Here is a 15,942-nt window from a genome sequence, read left to right on the forward strand (position 1 = left end):
CCGTCGGGGTTGGTTGAGCAACGGGTAGGGTTTGGGCCGCCGTTTGACGGCGCGCGGTTCGGTGCGCTGGGGCCGTTTGCGGACCAAATCCTGCACCAGGTTCGACAACAAGTCCTCCCAGAGTTGGCGGCGCATTTTCCGAAAAGGTGTCAGTCCCGGCCATTGTAGAAATGGCTTGACGCTTTAGACCCGACGGAGAGACTTGGCGCATGGCGCGCAAGCTGAGAGTGCAATATCCGGGAGCGATCTATCATGTGATGAACCGGGGCGACCGGCGGGAGCCGATTTTTAAGGACGATGCGGATCGGCAGCGTTTTTTGGAAACCTTGGGGGAGGCGTGTGGGAAGACCGGCTGGCAAGTACATGCCTATTGTTTGATGTGGAACCATTTTCATCTGGTGGTGGAAACCCCGCAGGCGAACCTGGTGGCCGGGATGAAATGGTTTTTGGGCGTCTATACTTCCCGGTTCAACCGGCGGCACAAGCTCTTTGGTCATCTGTTCAGCGGTCGCTACAAATCCCTGATCGTGGATGGAAGTAGCGACGGATATTTGCGAACCGTTTGTGATTACGTTCACCTGAATCCGGTACGAGCCAGTTTGCTCCCGCCCGCAGCGCCGCTGGAACAGTATCGGTGGAGCAGTTATCCTGAGTATTTGAAGCGCCCGGGCCAACGCTTGGGTTGGCTGCGGGTGGAGCGAGTGTTAGGTGAACTGGGAATCCAGCGCGATGACGCGGCCGGCCGCAAACGGTTTGCCGCGGCGATGGAAGAACGGCGTGGGAAAGACCAGCCGGGGGAATGGAAGGCGGTGCGGCGCGGCTGGTTTTTAGGCAGCGGGCCGGTGAAGGAACAACTCCTGGAGCGGATGGGTGGCGTCATGGGAACCCATCATGGCGGGGAGGAAAGGCACGCAACGAATGAGCAAAAGGCGGAACGTTTGGTGTTGGCGGAGTTGCGCAAACGGCGGTGGACGGAACAGGATTTGGCCGGGCGCCGCAAAACGGACCCGGTCAAGGTCAAGCTGGCGGCGCGCTTGCGAACGGAGAGCGTGATGACGATGGATTGGATTGCCCAACGCTTGCAAATGGGTTGTCGGCATACGGTGGCCAATTGTTTGAAAAGGTGAGCGCAAATTCTACAATAGCCGGGACTGACACCTTTTTGACACCTTTTCTACAATAGCCGGGACTGACACCTTTTGGGACTGACACCTTTTCCTTTTTGTTGGGTTGTCTATCAACACGTGGATTCGAACTATGAAAAAGCAATTTGAATATGCGGGCGTGGTATTGTCTGGGGGCTTGGCGACCGTTGCGCTTATAACCGGCTGTGGCAGGTCGTCTCCACCACCCGCTGAACTGCGGGTGGCCGGGCCAATTGTTGCCAGTGACACCGCGGTGGCGCTTGACCTCTATCGAGCGCTCGGCCGCACCAATGCCAACCTCATCTTTTCGCCATACGGCATTTCCTCGGCGCTGGGGATGCTTTACGCGGGAGCTGGCGGGCAAACCCGCGCGGAGATAGCCCAGGCTCTACGCTACCCTGTGCCGCGAGAGGATGTCCACCGGGCTTACGCTGTTCTGGCGTCGCGCTTGGCGGGCTGCCAGTCCGCGAACCGGGTGAGGCTTACCGCAGTCAACTCATTGTGGTGTCAGAAAGACTACGCGTTTGCGGATGGTTTTCTAAACACCGTCCGCGATGGCTACCGGGCCGACGCGCGCCTAGTTGACTTCAAGAACCAGCCCGAGGCCGCATTTGCCCAAGTCAATGCTTGGCTTGCGCAGAAATCGGGCAAGCGCAGCACGCCCATTTCCGTGCCGCAGGAATCAGACACCCGCCTTATGATATGCAGCGTGGTGGATTTCAAGGCAACTTGGGCAACACGCTTTGATGCCAAGGCCACTCACTCCGAGCCTTTCTATGTCACACCGGACCGGACGGTGCCGGTTCCGATGATGTACCAACAAGCTTCCCACTGGAAATGCGTTTACACGGATGGCTTGAGTTTGCTGGAACTGCCTTATGCAGGCAACCAGCTATCCATGGTCATATTGTTGCCTGACATCCTCAAGGTGATCGCGGACTTCGAGAGCGAGTTGAGCGCGACCAACCTGCACCGCTGGTTGGCGGCGCTTGACGCTGTTGCGCCGGAAGAATACGCGGTATTCTTGCCACGCTTTAAGGCCAGGCAATGCTTTGATCTGAAAGAGGCGCTGACGGCGCTAGGAGTGCGTTCGCTCTTTAGTGTCGCCGAAGCTGACCTGTCAGGCATGACCGGCAGGCGTGATCTCTATGTTTCCGATGCCATTCAGGAAGCGTTTATCGAAGTTGACGAGTCGGGAACGAAGGCGGGCGCCACGACCCATGTGCGCGCAGAAGGCAAGGCAAAGGGGGACGTCTTCAGAGCAAACCATCCTTTCCTGTTCTTGATTCGGGAGAATCAAACGGGCTGCATCTTGTTCCTTGGCAGAGTTGTTGACCCGTCTGCGTGACTAACTAACCCGTACAAATGAAACGAGGCATTCTTGTATTCGTCAGTATTCTTGCCGTGGCTGCGATCTCAGTTCTGGGACTTGAGCGGACAAATGTCCAAGCGACCAATGAGCAGAAGTTGAGCATCACGGAGAAATTCCAAACTTTGATGGCCACGCCCCCTGCGTATCGGGTGGAAGCCTTGTCTTTGGTGGTTGCGGAGGCAAATCGCGTTGCAGAGCAACTCCATCTGCCAGAGAAACTGCCAATCACGCGGGAGAATTTGTTGGCTGCCTATGTTTCGCCGCCTAGCATGTCTCAATACATCGGCGCCATTGGGAACATAACCACGAGCAATTACGTTTACTACGTGTCAGTTGGGAGGAAGTTCTCTTTTCTGACTCGCACGCACCTGGCTGAGGAATATGCGCAATTGAAGTCGCAGTATCTTTGGCCCGTGGGCCGAATGGACACGAACGCTGCTTACGCAGTGGCGACACAACTTCTCGCTGCGGTCTCCATGGATGTCAAAGCGCTAAACCGTGATTGTGGCGTTCGCATCGCTGCGTTTACTCCGGAAGGCAAAACGGGGGCGCACTTTGTCCCCGTCTATTGGGTCGATTGGGTCAAGGGAAATGGGGGCGAAGGCAGCGTAGCATCCATCGAATTGCTTCTGCCCACCAAGACGGTTCGGCAGTTGCATGTCACGGAGTCGGAGTACATCCTCAGAAGGCCTTTGGAAATTTTGGATCTTGATAAACTGCTGTCACAAACGAACACCCCCGCTACAAGATAGATATGCTTGTCTCCCTCGTGCCGACCGAGCAGCGCAAGCCCAGGCGTGCAAAGTAAGTTGTGCAATGTAGCGCCCAATCCCTTGCTGTTTCGACAGTGCAGCTTTCACCATCGTGTTGCTGGATGGTGCCACCGCCTTCTCGCAATCACAGACTGGTCTTTCGCCCTTTCGCCTGTCAAGATGAGGCGTGACTTCGGCAACTCGCAAGCGGTGGTTCAAGATTTTGATCCGGCTGCTGGTGTGGCCATTGTTGATTTGTTTTGTGTTGCGCTGGTTCGAACATCATCAAGTGTATCAGCCCTTCGCCACGCTGGAGGCGAACGCGGACGAGTTGGGGCGCCCCTTTGAAGACGTGCATTTTACGGCGAGCGACGGCGTCAAGCTTCACGCCTGGTTTTTTCCCGCGAACACAAACTCGCGCTGGGCGGGGCTGGCCATGCTGATTTGCCATGGCAACGCGGGCAACATCAGTCATCGCCTGGGCCTTTGCGAAGCCTTGTTGGAAACCGGCGTCAACGTTTTCGTCTTTGATTATCGTGGTTACGGACGAAGCGAAGGCACGCCAGGCGAGGAAGGAACTTACCGCGATGCCCAGGCGGCGTATCAATGGCTGCGAAAAAAAGGGTTCGCGGGCGCGAACATCGTTGCCTTTGGCGAATCGCTGGGCGGCGGAGTGATCAGCGAACTGGCGTTACGCGAGAAGTTGGGTGGCTTGGTGTTGCACAGCACGTACACGAGCATTCCAGATATTGGGGCGGATTTGTTTCCGTGGCTGCCGGTGCGCTGGATCAACACCATCAAATACGACACGCGCAGCAAACTCCCGAGCTTGAAGCTGCCTGTGATGGTCATGCACAGCCGCGCTGACACGCTGATTCCGTACCGCCACGCGGAAAGGAATTTTGCCGCCGCGAATGAGCCGAAGACGTTCTGGGAACTCAAGGGCGACCATAACGACTATCTCGAAGCCGGCCGTGAGCATTTCCTTGAAGGGATGGAAAAATTCCTGTCATCCCTCGACCGTGCGGCGGCGCACAATTCGCCGTCTCCGGGAAATGGGCCGCGGGAGTTGAAGAATTGAAGTCTTATGCGCTACGCCGTCATGCAAAAAAGTCTGGAGCCGCCCACCGCCGAGCAACTTCAACGGGCGTTTAGCAGAGTGAACGGACTCACTGCGGCGGATGCACATATTCTCGGCAAGGATGCCTTTGGCATTTTGGTCAAAAACTTTTCCGACGAAAGTGCCGCTGCGTTGCAATCCGCGCTGGCCGCTGAATGTGTTGAAACCGAGATCGCGCCGGAAACCGCTTTGCCCACGCTGCCGCCGGCCAAATTTGTGATGCGCGCGGAGTGTGGGCCGGACGCCTTGATGATTTACGATCCGGCAGGTCACACATTCCCGGTCGAGTGGCCCTACGTGATGTTGGTCGCGGCGGGATGTGTCCGATTGGATGAATTCAAGCAGGTCAGAAAGGAGCGCATGGTTCCGCGGCAAGGAGTCTGGAGTGAATATGGCGAGCAATACGAAAAAGTTGTCGAGTATGAATCCAAGGAGCAGCTGAATGATCACCTGCTTGTAGAGATCGTCCTCAGCCGCGCCGTGCTGCGCTACAGCATCACGGCCGATAGATTTAATTTCGATTATCTGGGTGAGCGCCGGAGCACGAACCTGCCGGAGAATTTTGCCTTGCTGGTTCAAGATTTGGTGAAGGGCGCGCCGCATGCGGCGGTGAATCGCGGCGCTTATTACCTGCGGGAGAAATCCGACCAAATCTTTTCTTATCCGAGCCGGAACGCATTCGTTGAGGAAATCACCTGGCTGCTGTGGCAACTGGCAAAAACCCGCCCGGCATAATTCAGCCACGGCTGAATTCAACCCGGCGGCCAGCTCATTGGCCGCCCACCCAAAATGTGCAAGTGAAGGTGCGGCACCGCTTCGCCGGCGTGGGGGCCGTTGTTGAACACGAGCCGATACCCGGATTCCTTCAGTCCCAGTTGGGCGGCGACCTCGGCAGCTTTGAGCAGCAAATGGCCAAGCACCTGATGATCTTCCGGCTTGGCCTCGGCGATTCGCGCGATCGGTTTCTTCGGGACAATCAGGACGTGCGTGGGCGCTTGCGGTTTGATGTCGCGAAAGGCGAGCACGAGGTCATCTTCATAGACAATCGTGGCCGGGATTTCGCGGGCGACGATTTTTTCAAACAGGGTTTTGCTCATGGCCGAAAGGTGCGATTCACTTTACGATGAGGGCACATTTCGTGCCGAGATAGTCAGTGCGTAAGCACGTGCGCAAAAAATCCACGATCTGTTCCTCCAGAATTTGGCAGCGACTGCTCCAGCGCCGCGCGCCGACGAGTTGCTTCACACAACTCCGCAGCCCGTGAAAGTTCAGCAACTGGGGCGATTGCCGGAGTTGGTTGTGAAGTTCCTCGCGCAGGCGCGGAAAGAAAATCAATTCGAAGCCTTTTCCCGAATCACTCGCGAGCTGCCGCAAATCGGCTGCGGCGACGCGCGCCACCGGGTTTGCCGATTCCGACGGGATGACAGAAAGACCGAAGCCGCGCAGCACCCGTTCCAACGCCAGGGAAAACTCACCGACGGTGACAGAGTCGCGCCCCAATTCCTGCTTGAAGTAATGCAGAACGGCGGTGGCCGCGTGTTCAACAAATTCCCGGTCCAACAATGCGGCACTCTCACCCATCAACTCGATGGAAACGAGTTTGGCCGAACAGGGAATACTTTCGCCGTTGTTCAATTCGAACATCAGATAATCGTGAGCGAGTTGAATCATGATTCTTTCTCCAGTTTTTTGACTTCCTGCACGAAGTCGGTGGCTTCCTGAAAGCGCCGATACACGCTGGCGAACCGGACATAGGCCACGTCATCGATCTCGCGCAAACCTTCCATCACCAGCTTGCCGATTTCCTCGCCGGGAACCTCGCGCTCATGCTTGTCGGTGATGCGATCGACGATGGATTCGACGAGGTCTTCGATGACCTTGGGGCTGATGGGCCGTTTCTGGCAGGCCTTTTTCAAACCCGCGAGCAACTTTTCCTTCGAGAACTCCTCACGCCGGCCATCGCGTTTGACGACCATGAGGCCTTGGTGCTCAATTTCTTCATAGGTGGTGAACCGATGCCCGCACTTGATGCACTCCCGGCGGCGGCGAATGGTTGCGCCCTCGCGCGAGCCGCGCGAATCAATCACTTTGTCGTCCTGACATCCGCATTTGGGGCAACGCATAATAAGCAATTTGCTACTGCGCAATGTGGCATGCATTTGTTAGCACACCAAATATTGTGGCGTCAAGCGAAGTATTAAAAGAACACGGATTCCGCCAGGTGGTGCTGGATGGGGCATTGAGGATCGGCGGATTGATCTTGAGGGGAGGAGTTCCGCGGTTGCGTTGCGCGAGCGACTCCAGCCCTGACCCCCAAGGACACCTCCACCGTAATGCCGGCCACAACTCGGACGCAAACCAGTCACACCGACAGAATCGCACGTCGAGACAATCGCATCCCAAGTTTCCGAACCGATGCCGAAAGCAACCAGCCGCGCTGCGTTTGCCGCCGCCGAGCCAGCGGATGGACTGCTTGAACCTTGCTTGAGAATTACATGGATTGCGCTCATTCCGCCAAACCAGATGTCGTCTCACGCCAGTTCGTCCGGGTTTGCCGGCAACCAGACCCTGCCCCGTGAACTCAATCTGAGATTTTTCCGCGCCGACTCAAACTTCAGCCCCACGGGAATCGGATTGAACAAAATCGCGGACCGGAGGTGGTTCGGGAGCGGGACTTTGCGAATGCGTTCGGATTGATCCAACTGCTCCTTCAAATCCGGCCGACTCAAATCGATCCTGGCTTCCGAAAAGCTCAGGCCGATGAGTATCTCAACATTGAGGACCGCTGCGCGTGATGGGATTGCTGTTGGTCTGGCCTTGGGCGATCAGTTCGAACGATAAACAACTCGCGAGGTGAAACAATTTGAGGTGACGCTTGAATCGAACATTGGCCCACAACATAAACCGAGTGCAAACGGGATTCTGGATTGGGACAATCTGGAGCTTGAACTGACTTATTCAGTTTTCAATCGATGGTCTTCATGCTGAAATACGACCACGTGTATGAAGCAACGCTGTCATTGGGCCACCACCGAACTGGCCATCCGCTATCACGATGAGGATTGGGGCGTGCCTGTCCACGATGACCGGCTGACCTTCGAGTTTCTCGTGCTCGAAGGCGCGCAGGCCGGGCTGAGTTGGAACACCATCCTCCTGAAACGCGCGCGTTACCGCGAAGTATTCGACAACTTCGATCCGGCAGTTGTGGCGCGCTATGATCAACGCAAGGTGAAACAACTCCTGGCCGACCCCGGCATCATCCGCAACCGCCTCAAAATCGCTTCGGCGATTCACAACGCCAAGCGCTTCCTCGCCGTGCAGGAGGAGTTCGGCAGTTTCGACGCCTACATCTGGCGGTTCGTTGATGGCCGCCCGAAAGTCAACCACTGGCGAACCTCGAAACAGATTCCTGCTCGCACGCCGGAGTCCGACGCGCTGAGCAAGGATTTGATCCAGCGCGGTTTCAAGTTTGTCGGCTCGACGATTTGTTATGCGCACATGCAGGCGACCGGCATGGTGAACGATCATCTCGTGAGTTGCTTTCGCCATCGGGAAGTCGGCCGCTGACCTCAAGGAGACATGAGACTCAAATATCTCTCGCTAAACGACCCGCTCTATCGCTACGTCTGCCGATCCCGCAGTCACGCCGACGATCCGGTTCTGGACGCCTTGCGCGCGCAGACCGAGGCGTTGGGCGACGTTGCCAAAATGCAAATCAGCCGCGAGCAAGGCAGTTTCATGACCCTGCTGGTCGCCGCCATCGGCGCCAAGTCTGCCATCGAGGTTGGCACCTTCACCGGTTACAGTTCCATCTGCATCGCGCGCGGGTTGCCGAAGACGGGTCGGTTGCTGTGTCTGGACGCCAACTCAGAATGGACGGCCATCGCGCGAAAGTTTTGGAAGCTGGCAGGAGTGGAAAAGAAAATCGAACTTCGGCTGGGCGACGCCATATCAACTTTAAGGAAGCTCAAGCCGCGCGTGAAGTTTGACTTCGCCTTCATCGACGCGGACAAGACTGCATACGACACCTATTACGAATTGATTCTGCCGCGCGTCAAACCAAACGGTCTGATCCTGTTCGACAACATGCTCTGGGGTGGACACCTGGGCCGTGGCCGCGTGAAAAACGCTTCCGGTCGCACCATCGACGAGTTGAACCACAAACTGGCGAACGATCCGCGCGTTGAGTCAGTGCTGCTGCCGGTGGCCGACGGTATTCAACTGTCTCGAAAGCGGTGACGTCATCGCAGATTCGGTTTCAGGTGCACAATCGTTGCGCCCCAACCGCCAAAATGTTCACTCGCGAGCGCGTAAGAAATCACTGCCGGATGTTTCGAAAGAACGGAGTGAACCGTTCGTCGCAAATTGCCGATCCCTTTGCCATGAATGATTCGCACCCGCAGGATGCCGCGCGCCTGACACGCTGCCAGATAATCCAGCACCAGGTCCTTCACCTCGCGCGGTTTGAACGTGTGCAAATCGAGCACACCATCGATGGGCAGTTCAATCGGCTCGTCCATGCGGGCGCCATGATCGGTTGGCTTTGAGGAAAGGGAAGAATTGATTTAGGTAGAAAGCATTTTATACTCAGCCATCAACCTAAACATCCGACAAGCCAGACCATCCGATGTTGCCGTCATTGCCGATTTCAATGCGCGGCTGGCGCAGGAGACGGAACATCGCCAGCTCGATGTCGCACGACTTGCGCAAGGCGTCGGTGCGCTGTTGAGCGATCCGGTGAAAGGCACGTATTTCGTGGCCGAGATGGACGGCGAGGTTGTCGGCCAGTTGCTCATCACTTACGAATGGAGCGACTGGCGGAACGGACATTTCTGGTGGATTCAAAGCGTGTATGTGAAGGAAGCATTGCGCAGTCGTGGAATTTTCCGCGCGCTGTTCGCGCACGTGCAGAAGCTGGCGAAAGCGCGCAAGGACGTTTGCGGGCTTCGCCTTTACATGGACGCCCACAATGCAACCGCCCGGAAAACATACGAGCGGTTGGGCCTCAAACAGACGAACTACGAACTGTTCGAGCTGGAATTTGTGCTCACCAAGTGAAAGGAAGAATATGAAACGATCATTCCCAATGTCGCTTTGTCTGCTTTCGGCGTCGCTCGTGCCCTTGGCCGCGAACGCGCAAGCCGTTACCGCATTGCGCGATTTGGTCCAGACGCGTGTCAAGCAGGAGTACCCCAGCCTCTTCGACCTCTACAAACATCTGCACGCGCATCCGGAACTTTCTTTTCACGAAGAAAAGACTTCCGAGCGGATCGCGCAAGAACTCAAGCAGGCCGGCTTTGAAGTCACCACACACGTCGGCGGCTATGGCGTGGTTGGCGTGCTGCGTAATGGTGACGGCCCGACCATTCTGGTGCGCACGGACATGGACGCGTTGCCCGTCAAGGAGCAGACCGCCCTGCCCTACGCAAGCGCCGTCACCGCCAAGAACGAACAAGGCAATGACGTCCCGGTCATGCACGCCTGCGGTCACGACGCGAACATGACGTGCTTCATCGGCACGGTGCGCACCTTGGCGCAAATCAAGGAGCATTGGCGCGGCACGCTGGTGATGATCGGCCAACCGGCCGAGGAACGCGGCGGCGGCGCGCGCAAGCTGTTGGCCGATGGTCTGTTCAAGCGGTTTCCGCGACCGGATTTCTGTCTCGCACTGCATGACGAAGCGGAACTGCCAGCCGGCAGCATCGGCTTCACGCCGGGTTACGCCATGGCCAACGTCGATTCAGTGGACGTGACCATCCGCGGCGTCGGCGGTCACGGTGCCTACCCGCACACCACGAAAGACCCGGTCGTGCTCGCAGCGGAAACCGTGCTCGCGCTCCAAACCATCGTGAGCCGTGAAATCCAACCCGGTGAACCGGCGGTGGTCACGGTGGGTTCGATTCATGGCGGCACCAAACACAACATTATTCCTGACGAAGTGCGGCTCCAATTGACCGTGCGTTCCTACACCGACGAAGTCCGCAAGCAGACCCTTGACGCCATCAAGCGCATCACGCGCGGTCTGGCCATCGCTGCCGGAATGCCGGAAGACCGGCTGCCAGTGGTTCAACTCGGCGACGATTTCACGCCCGCCACTTACAATGATCCAGCGTTGACGGGGCGGGTGGTCGGTGTGTTTCGGTCCTGGCTTGGGAAGGAGCACGTCATTCAACGGAAACCGGTGATGGGTGGCGAGGACTTCGGCGAATACGGTCGCACTGAACACAAAATTCCCATCTGCATGTTTTTCGTGGGTGGGGTGAATCCCGACGCGGTCAAAGAACACGAACAAGCCGGCAAGCCGCTCCCTTCCCTTCACTCGCCGCTGTGGGCGCCGTTTCCCGAACCGACGATCAAAACCGGCATCACGGCCATGACGGTGGCGGTTTTGGAATTGGCCGCCAAGCGATGAGTCGAAGAAGTTTCAGCGGTGTTGGGAAATCGAAACCAACCAAAATGAGAAGTCACTGAACTCCAGCCGTCGCCTCACCGGCCGCCTGCGTGGTTTGAGCGGCTTGCGCGGCTTCCACTGACGCGTAGTAAAGACCGAGATTGTGTTGGGCGGTTTTATCGCCTTGCTGCGCGGCCTTGCAAAACCACTTGAGCGCCTCGGAGAGACTCTGCGGCACACCGCGCCCGGTTTCGTAACAAAGTCCCAGGTTGCATTGCGCGGGCGCGCAGCCCTGTTCCGCCGCCGCGTGATACCATTTAGCGGCCTCGGCAAAATCCTGCGGCACGACCTGGCCCGTTTCGTAATAGACGCCCACGTTGAATTGGGCCTGTGGTTCGCCCTGCTCGGCGGCGGCGAGATACCATTTGAATGCCTCCGCGTAATTCTGCGAAACGCCCTGCCCGGTCTCGTAACAGACTCCCAAATTAAACTGCGCCGCCGCATCGCCCTGCTCCGCCGCTTCCCGAAACCATTTGGCCGCCAGTCCGTGTTCCTGTGGGACGCCGTGTCCGATCTGATAACAAACTCCCAGGTGACATTGCGCCAGTTCGTTCCCCTGGTCGGCGGCCCGGCGAAACCACAGCACCGCAGTTTCGTAATCCTGCGGAACGTGCTGCCCGTTTTCATAACAGATGGCCAGATAACACTGGGCATCGGCGTCGCCTTCTTCAGCAGCCTGTTTGATTTCCTCAAACGTTTGCGGTATTTGATGCTTCTTTCGCATTTGAACGCGCAGCCGGCCGATCAGTCCTGAATAATTAAAATCAACAAGCACACAACCTGTAACGCAGCGGCGCTCGTTGGGTTACGCCAACAGCATAAGGATGGCGGCCTTAAAATCAAGTTGCGTTTTGCTTCACCCTCAGCCCCGGTTTGCCAGCAGCCACCTCTGCAATTGAAAGCTTGGCCGCCCCGCCAATCTTGGATATATCCAATCCAGTTGATTTTAAGCCCGGAACAAACATGTCCCTGTCTGCAACCCTGCCCCATGAAACGTGCTGAACTCGCAGCCGTCACCCTCCTGCTGATGGCAATGATCGCGAAGCCGACCGCCGGCGGAGTGCAATCAGTTGAAGCGCCAACGGACGCGGGAGGCGCGCCCAGCCAGGAAATCTTCGCCCTCACCTTGAATGATTCACGCACCACTCCCAGTTGGATTCTGAACCGCGCCCAGTGCCGCGTCGTGACCGTCGAAAAGCAACGCTGCCTGCAGATCGAGTCGGACACGGACGCCTACTCCAAAGTCGAATGGCACATTCAATTCTGTGAATTGACTCCGCTGGCCGGTCAGAGCGTGGTGCTGGAGATTGAATTCCTCGACCAGGGGGCGGGTGTAATCGAGCCGAGATTACTGATCGCGCCCGGCGTTTCCGAGCCCGCGCTTCAGCCCGCCCGAAAAAGTTCCTACACCCGTCTGAACACACTCCAGTTGCGCCGGGGCTGGTTCGAATTTCAAATTCCGACGCAGAGCAACCTCGCTCCTGGCAAATCTGAACTCCGCATCACTGGCCTCCAACACTTGAAAGGCATCCGCCTGTTGCCGCAGCAATCCGAAGCCGCGTGGAACGCCATGAGGTCCTCCGTGCCGAAGGATGTTCGGCCCATGGTCAAGCTAAAGAAACCGATGGAACTTGTCACCACCGCCGGCGTGGACGTGCTGGGCGACATGTCCGCCTTGTCGGCTTCACTCGACGCCCTCAACGATCTCGCACCACTGGCCCGCGTGCTCGGTTTCACTTCCATCGAAAGTTACGTGACGTGGAAACGTCTGGAGCCGCGTCGCGAAGGCGAATTTGATTTCAGTTTTTACGACGCGATCGTGAAGCGGCTCGCGGAATACAAATTGAAATGGTTTCCACTGCTCATCGTCGGCTCCGGCTACGCGTTGCCGGATTGGTTTTTGGAGAGCAAGGAGTACGTCGGCTTCGTTTGCCTGGAGCACGGCCTGACGAATTCCATCCAAAGCATCTGGAGTCCGTATCAACGCCGTCACGTCACACGATTTCTCCAGGCCTTCGGCCAACACTACGAGCCGATGGGCGTGTTGGAAGGCGTGCGGCTAGGCCCGAGCGGCAATTACGGCGAGTCCCAATATCCCGCCAGTGGAAGCTGGGGCGCGAAGAATGAAAAGATGCACATTCACGTCGGCTGGTGGGCGGGCGACACTTACGGGCGCGAGGATTTTCGGCGTTCAATGCAGAAACAATACAAAACGGTGGACGCGCTGAACCAGGCTTGGGAATCAAACTTCCATTCATTCGATGAAATCAACCCGGTGCTGCCCATCACAATCATTTCCCGCCGGCAGCGGGTGGACTTTGCCGCGTGGTACACGGACTCCATGTCCGCGTGGTGCGAATGGTGGGCGCGCGAAGCACGGCGCGCCATGCCCAAGACGCGCATCTACCAATCCGCCGGCGGCTGGGGTTTTCGTGAGGCAGGCACGGATTACTCGGCGCAGACCAAAGCCATGAAAGACATCAACGGCGGTGTCCGGCTCACGAATGAAACGGACAGTTACGAGCAAAACTTTTACGCCACGCATCTTGCGGCCACGGCGGCGCGACTCTACGGCGCGAGTCTAGGCTATGAACCGGCTGGTTCGCACACGGCGCGGGGCACGGTCGCTCGCATTTTCAACACCACCGCCACCAAGGGCGATCACCTCTTCACCTATCACGGCAACGTGTTCAACCACCAACTGGCCATCGCCAAGTGGTTGAAATACCTGCCCGTGCTGGACAGCCGCCAGAACACGATCATCGATGTGGCGGTGTATTATCCCGAAACAGAAAACCAGTTGAGCGACGCGCCGTTTCGTTATCTCTACGCGTGGGGCTTCAATCCGATCGCGCGCGAAATCCGCCGGGTCGTGGACGTGGATTATCTGGACGAGCGGCTGATCCGTGACGGTTTCTTGGACCGCTACAAAGTCCTCGTGTTCACCTGGGGCAATCGCATCGAAGCCGACGTGCAGAAGATCATTGATGCGTGGCTACGGAAAGGTGGCACCGTCATCTATCCTTCTTATCCCCGCCAACCTCAGGAAACGATTGAAGGCGACACGACGATCTTTCAGCGCTGGATGAAAGGTGACACGGGCCGGGGCACGTTCTACAAATTCGAAGGCGACGTCGAGCCGCTCAGTTGTTACGGAGACTTTGCGGAATCCGTGCTGCGCAAAACTACCGTGCTGCATCCGCTGACCCGCAAAGCTCTCGCGGTGACGCATCCCGACCGCGTTTTCTTCAGCGTGCAACAGGACGGGCATTTGCTGGCGCTGAACTACGACGACAAACCCGCTCGTGTTAAGCTGGCCGGTCAATTCGATGAGACGATTGAGTCTTACGGCATCGCGCGGATTCGCCTCCGCCAATAGCAACGACCGTGCGCGACCACAAAATTCCCTTCGAGTTTTTCGATGGTAATGATAAGTTGCTGCTGAAACACGCTGACCATGAACACCACCTATAAATCCTATCGCAACGTCCCGACGCTGGCCGGCCTGTGCTCGCTGACCGACGCAATGAAGCCCGGGTTGTCGGTCGAACAATGCGTCGCCCGCCTCAAACGATATCATTACGCGTTCAAACGGCTGCACCAGATTTTTACCGCGCGCATCACTGCCGAGCCGATCTACGAACTCAAGATGGGTTTCAGTTTGCACGCTCATCTTTGCGCCGAGCACGTCACCGCGCTGCGCAAACGCGTCGGTGAAATGCGCGAACCGCCCTTGGGTCTCGAAGTTGTTCCCGACGCCAACCTGGAGGTTTTATTTGACGAGATTCTAGCCTCACCAACAACTGAAGAGCTTCTTCTGGGCCTGTACGAAAAAGCTTTGCCTGCCCTCAGATCGGCGCTGGAACGTCATCGAGCGGACGCCAACCCCCTTGTCGACCAACCGTCGCTGCGCCTCTGCCGCTTTGCCTTGTTGGAGGTGGACGACATGCTGACATTTGGGAGGCAAGCAGTCGCTTCGCTCGTTGATGATCGTGGCAGCCGAGGTAACGAGGATCAAACTTCACAGTCGGAAGACAGTCAGAGCCTCCTCACGTCGGCTGCTACAAATAAGTGGCTGACGCTCCTCGACGATTGTCTGGCTGCCGCCGGCGGTCTTGACAGCACCGCGCAACCAGTCGCCAAGAAAATCAATCGACTCCATTCCGCCAAGCCTTACAAATACGATTCCGTCCCGAAGCGCGACGAACGTTTTCCTGATCCTTACAACATGGGCGTCAACGCCGAAGTTTTCCTTTACGACGAAAAATTCCCGCCCGAGCCAAAGACGCTGATGATGTTTTACAAACGCCTTCGCGAAATCGACGTGCCGGAGATGATGGCCAGCATCATCGCCGAGACGCCGGACAAACCGTGGGATTATTACCGCGACATGACCCGCCAGCTCTGGGACGAAGCCCGCCACGCGATGATGGGCGAAGTCGGGTTCGCCAACCTCGGCATCGACTGGCCGAGCAAGGTGATGATCAACTTCACCTGGTCGCTTGCGCTCAACACACAGCTCACACCGATTGAACGCCACGCCGTCCTTTACTTCATCGAGCAGGGGTTGATGCCGAAGACGGGCAAACGGTTTGAATGGGAAGTGGGCCGCGCCTCGCACAATCCGCTCTCCGCGCTGTTTCAGGATTACGATTGGGCGGATGAAGTTCTCCACGCGCGCATCGGCCGCGACTGGTATCTCAAGGATTTCAAGAACGCGCAGGAGGCCGTCCGTTACGGCGACGAATGCTGGTCGCGCGTGCTGATGAACTGGGAAGCCTGGCGGCAGAAGGGACTGACCCAACATCGCAACTGGTGGCCGGAACTTTATCGCGATGCCTGCAAACATTGGAACGTCGAACCCGAGCCATCCGTGTTGGCCTATTCAACGACTTACCAGACCGTCCGAGCGGATTTGAAGAATCTGGTCGGGTCGGCGTAGACGCGGCATTTAGCCGTGCAGTGATATTCTGTGAAGTTTATCGACTACATCATCATCGCAGCCGTTGTTGCAGCCACCGTTGTCGGTTTCGCCGGATATTCGCTCGAGGCAGCTCTGCTCACGTTCGCCATCATCACGGTTGCTTCGTGGCATTTCTACG

Annotated in this window: 16 protein-coding genes; 11 read left to right on the forward strand and 5 right to left on the reverse strand. The window is 57.3% G+C overall.

Annotation, left to right across the window (positions count from 1 at the left end; translation table 11 throughout):
- Window positions 1-209 precede the first annotated feature (209 nt).
- The 5 genes from HY298_23705 (at window position 210) to HY298_23725 (ending at window position 5,124) form a co-directional block, all read left to right on the forward strand.
- Window positions 210-1,127, forward strand: a complete 918-nt coding sequence (locus HY298_23705; GenBank protein MBI3853267.1) for a transposase — start codon at window positions 210-212, stop codon at window positions 1,125-1,127.
- A gap of 130 nt (window positions 1,128-1,257) precedes the next feature.
- The gene (locus tag HY298_23710; GenBank protein ID MBI3853268.1) at window positions 1,258-2,493 is read left to right on the forward strand and encodes a serpin family protein; all 1,236 of its coding nucleotides are present in this window, start codon (window positions 1,258-1,260) and stop codon (window positions 2,491-2,493) included.
- 17 nt (window positions 2,494-2,510) lie between these two features.
- Window positions 2,511-3,269, forward strand: a complete 759-nt coding sequence (locus tag HY298_23715) for a hypothetical protein (protein ID MBI3853269.1) — start codon at window positions 2,511-2,513, stop codon at window positions 3,267-3,269.
- Window positions 3,270-3,456: 187 nt separating this feature from the next.
- Window positions 3,457-4,350 (forward strand): alpha/beta hydrolase, encoded by an 894-nt coding sequence (locus HY298_23720; protein ID MBI3853270.1) that lies wholly within the window; start codon window positions 3,457-3,459, stop codon window positions 4,348-4,350.
- Window positions 4,351-4,356: 6 nt separating this feature from the next.
- Window positions 4,357-5,124 (forward strand): hypothetical protein, encoded by a 768-nt coding sequence (locus HY298_23725; GenBank protein MBI3853271.1) that lies wholly within the window; start codon window positions 4,357-4,359, stop codon window positions 5,122-5,124.
- Between the two features lie 17 nt (window positions 5,125-5,141).
- On the opposite strand, the gene HY298_23730 is transcribed toward HY298_23725, so the two are convergent.
- From HY298_23730 to nrdR, 3 genes are read right to left on the reverse strand one after another with little or no spacing between them, the layout of a single operon-like run.
- Window positions 5,142-5,486, reverse strand: coding sequence for a histidine triad nucleotide-binding protein (locus tag HY298_23730; GenBank protein MBI3853272.1), 345 nt, complete (start codon window positions 5,484-5,486; stop codon window positions 5,142-5,144).
- Window positions 5,487-5,502: 16 nt separating this feature from the next.
- Window positions 5,503-6,060, reverse strand: coding sequence for a hypothetical protein (locus HY298_23735; GenBank protein MBI3853273.1), 558 nt, complete (start codon window positions 6,058-6,060; stop codon window positions 5,503-5,505).
- Window positions 6,057-6,512 carry a transcriptional repressor NrdR gene (gene nrdR / locus HY298_23740; protein MBI3853274.1) on the reverse strand — a complete coding sequence of 152 codons (456 nt, stop codon included), beginning with the start codon at window positions 6,510-6,512 and terminating at the stop codon, window positions 6,057-6,059. The genes HY298_23735 and nrdR overlap by 4 nt, the downstream gene beginning before the upstream one ends.
- Window positions 6,513-7,392: 880 nt before the next feature.
- On the opposite strand from nrdR, the gene HY298_23745 reads away from it, so the two are divergent.
- Both HY298_23745 and HY298_23750 read left to right on the forward strand, forming a co-directional pair.
- Window positions 7,393-7,956 carry a DNA-3-methyladenine glycosylase I gene (locus HY298_23745; protein MBI3853275.1) on the forward strand — a complete coding sequence of 188 codons (564 nt, stop codon included), beginning with the start codon at window positions 7,393-7,395 and terminating at the stop codon, window positions 7,954-7,956.
- Window positions 7,957-7,968: 12 nt separating this feature from the next.
- Window positions 7,969-8,628 carry a class I SAM-dependent methyltransferase gene (locus HY298_23750; protein MBI3853276.1) on the forward strand — a complete coding sequence of 220 codons (660 nt, stop codon included), beginning with the start codon at window positions 7,969-7,971 and terminating at the stop codon, window positions 8,626-8,628.
- Window positions 8,629-8,630: 2 nt separating this feature from the next.
- On the opposite strand, the gene HY298_23755 is transcribed toward HY298_23750, so the two are convergent.
- A complete protein-coding gene (locus HY298_23755; GenBank protein MBI3853277.1) occupies window positions 8,631-8,909 on the reverse strand; it encodes a Smr/MutS family protein in 279 nt (92 codons plus the stop codon).
- Window positions 8,910-8,982: 73 nt separating this feature from the next.
- On the opposite strand from HY298_23755, the gene HY298_23760 reads away from it, so the two are divergent.
- Entirely contained in the window at window positions 8,983-9,447 is a 465-nt protein-coding gene (locus HY298_23760; GenBank protein MBI3853278.1) for a GNAT family N-acetyltransferase, read from the forward strand.
- Window positions 9,448-9,475: 28 nt separating this feature from the next.
- A complete protein-coding gene (locus tag HY298_23765; protein ID MBI3853279.1) occupies window positions 9,476-10,801 on the forward strand; it encodes an amidohydrolase in 1,326 nt (441 codons plus the stop codon).
- Between the two features lie 52 nt (window positions 10,802-10,853).
- Here HY298_23765 and HY298_23770 read toward each other — a convergent pair whose 3' ends face one another.
- Window positions 10,854-11,564, reverse strand: a complete 711-nt coding sequence (locus HY298_23770; protein ID MBI3853280.1) for a sel1 repeat family protein — start codon at window positions 11,562-11,564, stop codon at window positions 10,854-10,856.
- Window positions 11,565-11,828: 264 nt separating this feature from the next.
- Between HY298_23770 and HY298_23775 the strand changes: the two genes are divergently transcribed.
- Both HY298_23775 and HY298_23780 read left to right on the forward strand, forming a co-directional pair.
- Window positions 11,829-14,219, forward strand: a complete 2,391-nt coding sequence (locus tag HY298_23775; GenBank protein ID MBI3853281.1) for a beta-galactosidase — start codon at window positions 11,829-11,831, stop codon at window positions 14,217-14,219.
- A 78-nt stretch (window positions 14,220-14,297) separates the two neighbouring features.
- Window positions 14,298-15,782 (forward strand): hypothetical protein, encoded by a 1,485-nt coding sequence (locus HY298_23780; GenBank protein MBI3853282.1) that lies wholly within the window; start codon window positions 14,298-14,300, stop codon window positions 15,780-15,782.
- The last annotated feature ends 160 nt before the right edge of the window (window positions 15,783-15,942 follow it).

The sequence above is a fragment of the Verrucomicrobiota bacterium genome, from assembly GCA_016200005.1.
In the GTDB taxonomy this organism is placed as follows: Bacteria; Verrucomicrobiota; Verrucomicrobiia; order Limisphaerales; family PALSA-1396; genus PALSA-1396.

What these genes read in the sequence shown, in the direction of transcription:
- HY298_23705 (MBI3853267.1), top strand. Translation starts at nt 210, where the DNA reads ATGGCGCGCAAGCTGAGAGTGCAATATCCGGGAGCGATCTATCATGTG.
- HY298_23710 (MBI3853268.1), top strand. Translation starts at nt 1,258, where the DNA reads ATGAAAAAGCAATTTGAATATGCGGGCGTGGTATTGTCTGGGGGCTTG.
- HY298_23715 (MBI3853269.1), top strand. Translation starts at nt 2,511, where the DNA reads ATGAAACGAGGCATTCTTGTATTCGTCAGTATTCTTGCCGTGGCTGCG.
- HY298_23725 (MBI3853271.1), top strand. Translation starts at nt 4,357, where the DNA reads ATGCGCTACGCCGTCATGCAAAAAAGTCTGGAGCCGCCCACCGCCGAG.
- HY298_23730 (MBI3853272.1), bottom strand. Translation starts at nt 5,486, where the DNA reads ATGAGCAAAACCCTGTTTGAAAAAATCGTCGCCCGCGAAATCCCGGCC.
- HY298_23735 (MBI3853273.1), bottom strand. Translation starts at nt 6,060, where the DNA reads ATGATTCAACTCGCTCACGATTATCTGATGTTCGAATTGAACAACGGC.
- nrdR (MBI3853274.1), bottom strand. Translation starts at nt 6,512, where the DNA reads ATGCGTTGCCCCAAATGCGGATGTCAGGACGACAAAGTGATTGATTCG.
- HY298_23745 (MBI3853275.1), top strand. Translation starts at nt 7,393, where the DNA reads ATGAAGCAACGCTGTCATTGGGCCACCACCGAACTGGCCATCCGCTAT.
- HY298_23750 (MBI3853276.1), top strand. Translation starts at nt 7,969, where the DNA reads ATGAGACTCAAATATCTCTCGCTAAACGACCCGCTCTATCGCTACGTC.
- HY298_23755 (MBI3853277.1), bottom strand. Translation starts at nt 8,909, where the DNA reads ATGGACGAGCCGATTGAACTGCCCATCGATGGTGTGCTCGATTTGCAC.
- HY298_23765 (MBI3853279.1), top strand. Translation starts at nt 9,476, where the DNA reads ATGTCGCTTTGTCTGCTTTCGGCGTCGCTCGTGCCCTTGGCCGCGAAC.
- HY298_23770 (MBI3853280.1), bottom strand. Translation starts at nt 11,564, where the DNA reads ATGCGAAAGAAGCATCAAATACCGCAAACGTTTGAGGAAATCAAACAG.
- HY298_23775 (MBI3853281.1), top strand. Translation starts at nt 11,829, where the DNA reads ATGAAACGTGCTGAACTCGCAGCCGTCACCCTCCTGCTGATGGCAATG.
- HY298_23780 (MBI3853282.1), top strand. Translation starts at nt 14,298, where the DNA reads ATGAACACCACCTATAAATCCTATCGCAACGTCCCGACGCTGGCCGGC.